Raw genomic sequence first — 8,791 nt, forward strand, 5'->3', positions numbered from 1 at the left:
AGCAGGGCCAGCAGGCCGACGTTTTTCTCGATGACTTCATGTTTCATCAGGCAGGTCTCCTCAAGCCAGCTGGGCGTTCGCAGGGGCGATATCGAGCGCCGGCGAACGGACGGTGCGCCAGGTGTTCCAGGCCATCAGGAACATGCCGCTGAGGAAGATCGCGCCGCCGACGAAGCGCACCACGAAGCCTGGGTGGCTGGCCACCAGGGTTTCCACGAACGAGTAGGTGAGCGTGCCGTCACTGTTGACCGCACGCCACATCAGGCCCTGGGCGATGCCGTTGACCCACATCGAGGCGATGTACAGCACAGTGCCGATGGTAGCCAGCCAGAAGTGCGCGTTGATCAGGCCGAGGCTGTGCATGCGTTCTTTGCCGAACACTTTCGGGATGGTGTGGTACAGCGCGCCGATCGAGATCATCGCCACCCAGCCGAGCGCGCCGGCGTGCACGTGGCCGATGGTCCAGTCGGTGTAGTGAGACAGGGCGTTGACCGTCTTGATGGCCATCATCGGCCCTTCGAAGGTGGACATGCCGTAGAACGCCAGCGACACCACCAGGAAGCGCAAGATCGGGTCGCTGCGCAGTTTGTGCCAGGCACCCGACAAGGTCATCATGCCGTTGATCATGCCGCCCCAGCTGGGTGCCAGCAGGATCAGCGACATCACCATGCCCAGCGACTGCGCCCAGTCGGGCAGGGCGGTGTAGTGCAGGTGGTGCGGGCCGGCCCAGATGTACAGGGTGATCAGCGCCCAGAAGTGCACGATCGACAAGCGATAGGAATACACCGGGCGTTCGGCCTGCTTGGGCACGTAGTAGTACATCATCCCCAGGAAGCCCGCGGTCAGGAAGAAGCCCACCGCGTTGTGGCCGTACCACCATTGCACCATGGCGTCGGTGGCGCCGGCATACACCGAATACGACTTGGTCAGGCTGACCGGCAGTTCCAGGTTGTTGACCAGATGCAGCAACGCCACAGTCAGGATAAAGGCGCCGAAGAACCAGTTACCCACGTAGATGTGCTTGGTGTTGCGCTTCATCAGCGTGCCGAAGAACACGATGGCATAGCAGACCCAGACAATTGTGATCAGGATGTCGATCGGCCATTCCAGCTCGGCGTACTCCTTGGAGCTGGTGTAGCCCAGTGGCAGGCTGATGGCCGCCAGCACGATCACCAGTTGCCAGCCCCAGAAGGTGAACGCCGCCAACCTGGGCGAAAACAGGGTGGTCTGGCAGGTGCGTTGCACCGAATAATAGGAGGTGGCGAACAGTGCGCAGCCGCCGAAGGCGAAGATCACCGCATTGGTATGCAGGGGCCGCAGGCGGCCGAAGCTGGTCCAGGGGAGGTCGAAGTTGAGGGAAGGCCAGGCGAGCTGGGCGGCGATGAAGACGCCGAGCCCCATCCCGACGATTCCCCACACCACCGTCATGATGGCGAATTGGCGGACCACCTTGTAGTTATAGGCGGTACTGCTGGTTGTGTTCATGTATGGGTTCCCATCCACGGTTATTTGGCAGGCTTTACAGCGAGGCAAGCATGATTAATGGGCAAAGTGCCGGTATTGACGGGGATCAATGGGCGAAGGTCGCAAATGTCCCAGGCTTGCGCTGCGATCCTGCCCAGGTGCAGGGCAAAGACGGCTACAAGGGCTGCCTGATCCTGGCCCACGGCGCCGGTGCGCCGATGGACAGCGGGTTCATGGAAGAAATGGCGCAAAGGCTTGCGGCACTTGGGGTAGCGGTAGTGCGCTTCGAGTTTCCGTACATGGCCGAGCGCAGGGTTGGCGGCGGCAAGCGGCCGCCGAATCCGCAAAAGGTTTTGCTGGAATGCTGGCGCGAGGTGTACCGGCAGGTGCGACCTTTGGTCGCGGGCAAGCTTGCCGTGGGCGGCAAGTCCATGGGCGGGCGCATGGCCAGCCTGGTGGCTGACGAATTGGGCGCGGATGCGCTGGTGTGCCTGGGCTACCCGTTCTATGCGGTGGGCAAACCGGAGAAGCCACGGGTCGAGCACCTGGCCGATCTGAAGACGCCGACGTTGATCGTGCAGGGCGAGCGGGATGCGCTGGGCAATCGCGAGGCGGTGGCGGGGTATGTGTTGTCGCCGGCGATCGAGGTGTGCTGGCTAGTGGCGGGGGACCATGACCTGAAGCCGTTGAAGGCGTCGGGGTTCAGTCATGAGCAGCATATGCAGGCGGCCGCCGAAAAAGTAGCAGATTTCCTGGTTGGCAGATGATTTGTAGGAGCGGCCTTGTGTCGCGAAAGGGCTGCGAAGCAGCCCCAGGATCCAAGCTTCGCAACCGGAGTTGCTGGGGCCGCGTTGCGGCCCTTTCGCGACACAAGGCCGCTCCTACAACGAGCGTGCCGATAGCAATGCTTAGTCGCGGTACTCGCACAGGTAAGCGGTATCCACTGCCACTTTCAGCTGGAACTTGCTGTCGGCAGCCACGTTGAACTTGTCGCCAGCCTTGAAGGTTTCCCAGTTGTCGCTACCCGGCAGCTTCACGGTCAGCGCACCCGATACCACGTGCATGATCTCGCGCTTGGCGGTACCGAATTCGTACTCGCCCGGGGCCATGACGCCCACGGTGGCCGGGCCTTCTTCGCCCGCGAATGCGATCGACTTGACGGTGCCGTTGAAGTACTCGTTGACCTGGAACATGGGCGACTCCTGAATAGAGGGAGATGAAAAAAGGGCTGGCCAGTATGCCCAAGCCCATCCGCCCCGTCATCCGCTTTCAGGTGCCATTTGGAGGCAGGGTCGAAGGCAGTAACCGCGCCGTGTTGCGCGCATCTTCCAGGGCCCGGTGCTGCTGCCCGCAAAAGTGCATGCCGGCCAGTTGCAGGGCACCATTGAGCCCGGTGGGGCGCTGCAGGTGGCGGGCCTTGGCAAAGCGTTGCTTGAGGTTGATATGGGGCAGGCTGCGCAGCAGGCTGTCGAGCCCCTGCTGCTGCCATTCCTGATGCAACTGCTGGCGGTCGTAGTCGCCCCAACTGACCCAGCCCTGGAGCTGCCCGCGATAATGCCCGAGCCAGCGCTCGAAGCTCGCCCACACCTCGCGCAACGGCACGGCGCTGTCCACGTCGGCCTGGCTGATGTGGGTCAGCTCGCGGCAGAACGGGGTCAGCTGCGGCCGCCGCCGCGGCCGCACGAAGCGCTGGAAGTGGTCGACTTCGCGGCCTTCGCGGGTCACAAGGCTTGCGCCGATTTCAATGATTTCCATCTCTGTGACCGGCCACCCACCCTCGTCGGTGGTGGCTTCCAGGTCGATCACCAACCAATGGCCCATAGCAGGCTCCCTTGCAGATCCTGCTAGAGCGTAGCCAAACTCGGGGCATCCGGCACCCTATGGCATTTTGCCGTCTGCCTTGGCATAAAGAGCGGCATGAAGAGTGGCAAAGATCAGGCATCAGCAGTTGTGCCCTCCCCGGAAAACGCCTAGCTTAGGCGGACCCAGGCATGATCCGTTACGAGTGTCCGTCTTGACTCCAGCGCCCGGCCTCAAGGCCTTGTCCACCCTGATGCTGCTGGCCTTGTTCTGGCTGGCGGGGCCGGCATGGGCTGGTGCAGCGGTCGAGGTCAAGATCGGCGCGGCGCATTTCCCGCCTTACACGGTGCGCCCGGAACAGGGGGCCGACACCGGCCTGCTGCCGCAACTGATCGACGCGCTGAACCGCGCTCAGCAGCACTACCATTTTGTACTGGTGCCGACGTCCATCCAGCGGCGCTTTGGTGACTTCCAGCAAGGCCGCACCGACATGGCCATCTTCGAAAACCCGCAATGGGGCTGGCAAACGATTGCCCACCAGACCGTGGACATGGGCCTGGAAGACGCCGAAGTATTCGTTGCCCGCCAGGCCAACGGCCGTGACCCGCGTTACTTCGACGAGCTGCGCGGCAAGCGCCTGGCCCTTTTCAACGGCTATCACTATGCGTTCGCCGGCTTCAAGGCCGACCCGGACTACCTGCGCAAAACCTACAGCGCGACCCTGACCTACTCACACGACAGCAACCTGCTGATGGTGCAGGCAGGCCGTGCGGATATCGCCCTGGTCACCCGTTCCTACCTCAGCGACTTTCTGGCGCGCAACCCGGCCAGCCAGGCGCAGCTGGTGCCGTCGCAGCGTATCGACCAGGTCTATCACCACTACGCCTTGCTGCGCCCGGGCGCGCCGATTGGCGAGCAGTCGTTCGCCGAGCTGCTGCGGGGCCTGCGCGACAGCGGTGAGCTGGCGCGCATCTTCGCGCCCTATCGCATCACGGTCACGGCACCCAAGGAGTAAATTCCGGCGCGCCGGCCTCGTTCCCAGCAGTGAGCCTTTTCTTCATTTTAGTGAGTCGAGCCCATGCCCTTCGATGCCGCTTCGCAGCCACAATCACCGCCTCGCTGGCGCAGCCTCAGTGCCGAGGAGGGCGATAGCGTGTTGAGCTTGTCGCTTGAAGGCCGCCCGCTGATCCAGTTGCGGCTGGAGGCGGGTGCCACCCTGCATGTTCACCTTGAGCGCCTGTGCCCCGAGCGCCCCTATCAAGCCTTGTGGGCTGCCTGCTACTGGCTGTTGTCCCGCGACGCAGTCTGCCAGCGCCTGGCCTGGCACCTGCCCGAGGCGCTGCCGCAGGCGTTGGCCAGTGGCCTGCTGCTGATCGGTGACCGGCCGGGTGAGTACCTGTGCGAGCGGGCGCTGTTCTGGCAGTTGCCGCAGCCTTGGCTGGGCGAAGCGGCAGCTGCGGTGTACCCGCAGCAGATGCAGCTCGGCAACGGCAAGCGCCACCCGCGCCGCGCGCCCAAACCGCGTGGCGAAGTGTACCGGCGTTTCGATGCACGGCTGGGGAGCTGGGTGTCGCTGCGCACCCTGGAGATCGAGCACGATCTGGAGCGTTTCAACCGCTGGCAGAACAACCCGCGGGTAGAAGCGTTCTGGCAGGAGGGTGGCTCGCTTGCCCAGCACCATGAGTACCTGAGCAAGCTTGAAGCGGACCCGCATACGCTGACGCTGATCGGCTGCTTCGATGATGAGCCGTTCGCCTATTTCGAGGCGTATTGGGCCAAGGAAGACCGCATCGCGCCGTTCTATCCGGCCGACGACTACGACCGTGGCATTCACATGCTGGTGGGGGAGGAGAGCCATCGCGGTCCGCACAAGGTGGCCAGCTGGCTCTCGGCGCTGGTGCACTACCTGTTCCTGGATGACCCGCGTACCCAGCGGGTGGTGGCCGAGCCGCGCGCCGACAACGGCAAGATGATCGGCTACATGCAGGATCAGTGTTTCCATTGCGACAAGGAATTCGACTTCCCGCACAAGCGGGCGGCGCTGATGATTCTCGGGCGGGAGCGGTTTTTCGACCGCTGCAAACTGGCTTGAGGGCCTGGGGCCGCTTTGCGGCCCATCGCAGGCAAGCCAGCTCCCGCAGGGATGGCGCATGGCTTGAAGTTGATGCGGTCGATGTGGGAGCTGGCTTGCCGGCGATGGGCTGCGTAGCAGCCCCATGGACGCGAACCTGAAGACTCAAGCCTGCCGGTTGGCCGTCTTGCGGCAATGCACCAGGGCATCGCGAATCATGAAGTTGACCAGCGTCGGCGACACGCCCAACTCCTTGGCGATGTCCTTCTGCGGCACGCCATGCAGGCGGTACATCTCGAAGGCATAGCGGGTGCGCTGCGGTAGCTCGTTCAAGGCTTCGGCAATGTCGTCCAGTGCGGCAAGGTTGATGTGCGTGGCTTCGGGCGATGCGTTCTGGATGACCACGTTCAGGCCTTCCTCCTCGGTGCCGGAGTACTTCAGCTCCATCGCCTGCTTGCGGTAGTGGTCGATCGCCAGGTTGCGCACGATCTGGAACAGGTAGCTGAGCTGCGCCTTGAACGACGAGGTGATCTGCGGGGCGGCGCTGAGCCTGAAGAACGCATCCTGCACCACATCTTCGGCGCGTGAGCGGCAGCCGGTAATGCGTGCAGCGATCTTGACCAGGATGCTGCGGTTGTCGACGAAGGCCTGGAGTAATGGTGAATCGCACTTACTTGTGGATAGTTGTTCCGCCATGGAAATCACCTTGTCACAGAGGGGAAAGGACGCACCCGTTTTTGGGAAGCTTCCTACGACGTGCGACAAACTATTCAGAATGATAATGATTGTCAAATACGAAACGTAATTAGTATCTGTATCTTTCGGTTCTAAGGGCAGCCCTCTTAAGGCATGCCCCCACAACCCCCACAACCCCCAAAACCCCAACCCCCCGCTAATTTCTCCCCCCGCCCATCCGTTCCCCTGTGTACATCCCCGGCCGCCGACCCTGCCCGCCCCACGTCGCGGAGCAGCCGGCCGACCCCACCAGACACTGGCAGGAACACCCCATGACGGACGCCTTCGAACTCCCGCTCTCGCTGGTCCAGGCCCTGGCGCAACGCGCCGCGCAGACCCCGGACAAGATCGCCTTGCGCTTTCTGGCCGATGCTCCCGGCGAGCAGGCCATGCTCAGCTACCGGGACCTCGACCAGCGCGCGCGCACCATCGCCGCTGCGTTGCAGGCCCGTGCCAGCTTCGGCGACCGTGCGGTGCTGTTGTTCCCCAGCGGGCCGGACTACGTGGCGGCGTTCTTCGGTTGCCTGTACGCGGGCGTGATCGCGGTGCCGGCCTACCCGCCAGAATCCGCACGCCAGCACCACCAGGACCGCTTGCTGTCGATCATCGCCGACGCCGAACCGCGCCTGCTGCTGACCGTGGCGTCGCTGCACCACAGCCTGCAAGGGCTGCATGCCCTGGCGGCAGCCGATGGCCCCGAACTGCTGGCGGTGGATGGCCTGGACCCGGCACTGGCCGCCAGCTGGCGCGAGCCGGCGCTGAAGGGCGATGACATCGCCTTCCTGCAGTACACCTCGGGCTCCACCGCACTGCCCAAGGGCGTGCAGGTCAGCCACGGCAACCTGGTGGCCAACGAGCAACTGATCCGCTGTGGCTTCGGCATCGACCTCAACCCCGACGACGTGATCGTCAGTTGGCTGCCGCTGTACCACGACATGGGCCTGATCGGCGGGCTGCTGCAGCCGATCTTCAGCGGCGTGCCTTGCGTGCTGATGTCGCCGGGTTACTTCCTGGCCCGCCCGCTGCGCTGGTTGCAGGCCATCAGCGAGTACGGCGGCACCATCAGCGGTGGCCCCGACTTCGCCTATCGCCTGTGCAGCGAGCGGGTCAGCGAAGCGTCCCTGGCCGGCCTCGACCTGAGCCGCTGGCGTGTCGCCTACTCCGGCTCCGAGCCGATCCGCCAGGACAGCCTGGCGACCTTCGCCGACAAGTTCCAGGCCTGCGGCTTCGACCGGCAGAACTTCTTCGCCAGCTACGGCCTGGCCGAGGCGACCCTGTTCGTCAGCGGCAGCCGCCGTGGCCAGGGCATCGCCGCACTGGAACTGGACGCCGAAGCCTTCGCCGCCAACCGCGCCGAGCCCGGCAAGGGCAGTGTGCTGATGAGCTGCGGCTACCCCCAGCCAGGGCACGCGGTACGCGTCGTCGAACCGCAGCGTCTGCAGGTGCTGGGCGACAATCAGGTCGGCGAAATCTGGGCCGGTGGCCCGAGCATCGCCCTGGGTTACTGGCGCAACCCCGAAGCCAGCGCCCGCACTTTTGTCGAAATGGACGGCCAGACCTGGCTGCGTACCGGCGACCTTGGCTTCATGCGGGGCGGCGAAGTGTTCGTCACCGGGCGCCTGAAAGACATGTTGATCGTGCGCGGGCAGAACCTGTACCCGCAGGACCTGGAAAAAACCCTGGAGCGCGAAGTCGAGGTGCTGCGCAAAGGCCGGGTGGCGGTGTTCGCGGTCGAGCACCAGGGCGAGGAGGGCATCGGCGTTGCAGTGGAAATCAGCCGCAACGTGCAAAAGGCAATCAAGCCCCAGGAACTGATCAGGACGCTGCGCCAGGTCATCGCCGATGCGTGCCGCCAAGCCCCGGCCGTGGTCCTGCTGCTGAACCCCGGCGCACTGCCGAAAACCTCCAGCGGCAAGCTGCAGCGCTCGGCCTGCCGCCTGCGCATGGACGATGGCAGCCTGGACTGCTACGCGCGCTTCCCCGAGGTGAGCGAAGCGCGTGCGGGCGCGGCGGCGGGTGATGAACTGCAGGCACGCATCGCCGGCGTCTGGCGCGACATCCTCAAGGTAGGGTCGGTGACGGCAGACGACCACTTCCTGTTGCTGGGCGGCAACTCCATCGCCGCCACCCAGGCCACCGCACGCCTGGCCGATGAGCTGGGCATCAACCTGAGCCTGCGCACCTTGTTCGAAGCGCCGGTACTGGCCGATTACAGCAACGCCGTGGCCACCCTGCTCGCCGAAGGCGGTGCCCAGAACGCGGCAATCGCTACCTTGGAGCGCGCTCAGGCGTTGCCCCAGTCGCTGGCGCAAAACCGCCTGTGGTTACTCTGGCAGTTACAGCCGCAATCGGCGGCCTACAACATTCCGGCCGGCCTGCGTTTGCGTGGGGAGCTTGACCAAAGCGCACTGGAAGCCGCCTTCCAGGCATTGGTAGCGCGCCACGAATCCCTGCGCACCGTGTTCAGCGAAGACAACGGCCAGGCGCTGCAGCGCATCCTGGCGCATCAGCCCCTCGACGTGCAGCGCCTGGACCTGCAAGGCCTGGGTGGCGAAGCGGTTGCGGCCCGGCGCGAAGCCGAGGCCCGGTTGCCGTTCGACCTGACCCAGGGTCCGCTGCTGCGCGTCACCCTGGTACGCCTGGGCGATGAAGATCACCAGCTGTGGGTGACCCTGCACCACATCGTGGCCGACGGTTGGTCGCTGAATATTCTGCTCGACG

The 8,791-nt window shown here is 64.4% G+C and carries 8 protein-coding genes; 4 read left to right on the forward strand and 4 right to left on the reverse strand.

The features are described from left to right. Positions 1–60: 60 nt before the first annotated feature. Positions 61–1,485: a cytochrome-c oxidase, cbb3-type subunit I gene (gene ccoN / locus HP546_RS21355; protein ID WP_172229182.1), complete on the reverse strand. Its 1,425-nt coding sequence runs from the start codon at positions 1,483–1,485 to the stop codon at positions 61–63. Positions 1,486–1,535: 50 nt separating this feature from the next. Between ccoN and HP546_RS21360 the strand changes: the two genes are divergently transcribed. Next, positions 1,536–2,231, forward strand: a complete 696-nt coding sequence (locus HP546_RS21360; protein WP_256678515.1) for an alpha/beta family hydrolase — start codon at positions 1,536–1,538, stop codon at positions 2,229–2,231. 141 nt (positions 2,232–2,372) lie between these two features. Here HP546_RS21360 and HP546_RS21365 read toward each other — a convergent pair whose 3' ends face one another. Together HP546_RS21365 and HP546_RS21370 are read right to left on the reverse strand one after the other, a co-directional pair. Continuing rightward, entirely contained in the window at positions 2,373–2,657 is a 285-nt protein-coding gene (locus tag HP546_RS21365; protein WP_043203870.1) for a pyrimidine/purine nucleoside phosphorylase, read from the reverse strand. Positions 2,658–2,733: 76 nt separating this feature from the next. Beyond that, positions 2,734–3,285, reverse strand: coding sequence for an exonuclease domain-containing protein (locus tag HP546_RS21370; RefSeq protein ID WP_172229184.1), 552 nt, complete (start codon positions 3,283–3,285; stop codon positions 2,734–2,736). Positions 3,286–3,478: 193 nt separating this feature from the next. On the opposite strand from HP546_RS21370, the gene HP546_RS21375 reads away from it, so the two are divergent. Beyond that, the gene (locus tag HP546_RS21375; RefSeq protein ID WP_172229186.1) at positions 3,479–4,279 is read left to right on the forward strand and encodes an ABC transporter substrate-binding protein; all 801 of its coding nucleotides are present in this window, start codon (positions 3,479–3,481) and stop codon (positions 4,277–4,279) included. A gap of 63 nt (positions 4,280–4,342) precedes the next feature. Further along, positions 4,343–5,356, forward strand: coding sequence for a GNAT family N-acetyltransferase (locus HP546_RS21380; RefSeq protein ID WP_172229188.1), 1,014 nt, complete (start codon positions 4,343–4,345; stop codon positions 5,354–5,356). A gap of 144 nt (positions 5,357–5,500) precedes the next feature. On the opposite strand, the gene HP546_RS21385 is transcribed toward HP546_RS21380, so the two are convergent. Further along, the gene (locus HP546_RS21385) at positions 5,501–6,031 is read right to left on the reverse strand and encodes an RNA polymerase factor sigma-70 (RefSeq protein WP_012273397.1); all 531 of its coding nucleotides are present in this window, start codon (positions 6,029–6,031) and stop codon (positions 5,501–5,503) included. Between the two features lie 311 nt (positions 6,032–6,342). Between HP546_RS21385 and HP546_RS21390 the strand changes: the two genes are divergently transcribed. After that, on the forward strand, positions 6,343–8,791 hold a 2,449-nt coding region (locus HP546_RS21390), incomplete at its 3' end, for an AMP-binding protein (RefSeq protein WP_172229190.1).

Source organism: Pseudomonas sp. CM25, assembly GCF_013179705.1.
GTDB lineage: Bacteria > Pseudomonadota > Gammaproteobacteria > Pseudomonadales > Pseudomonadaceae > Aquipseudomonas.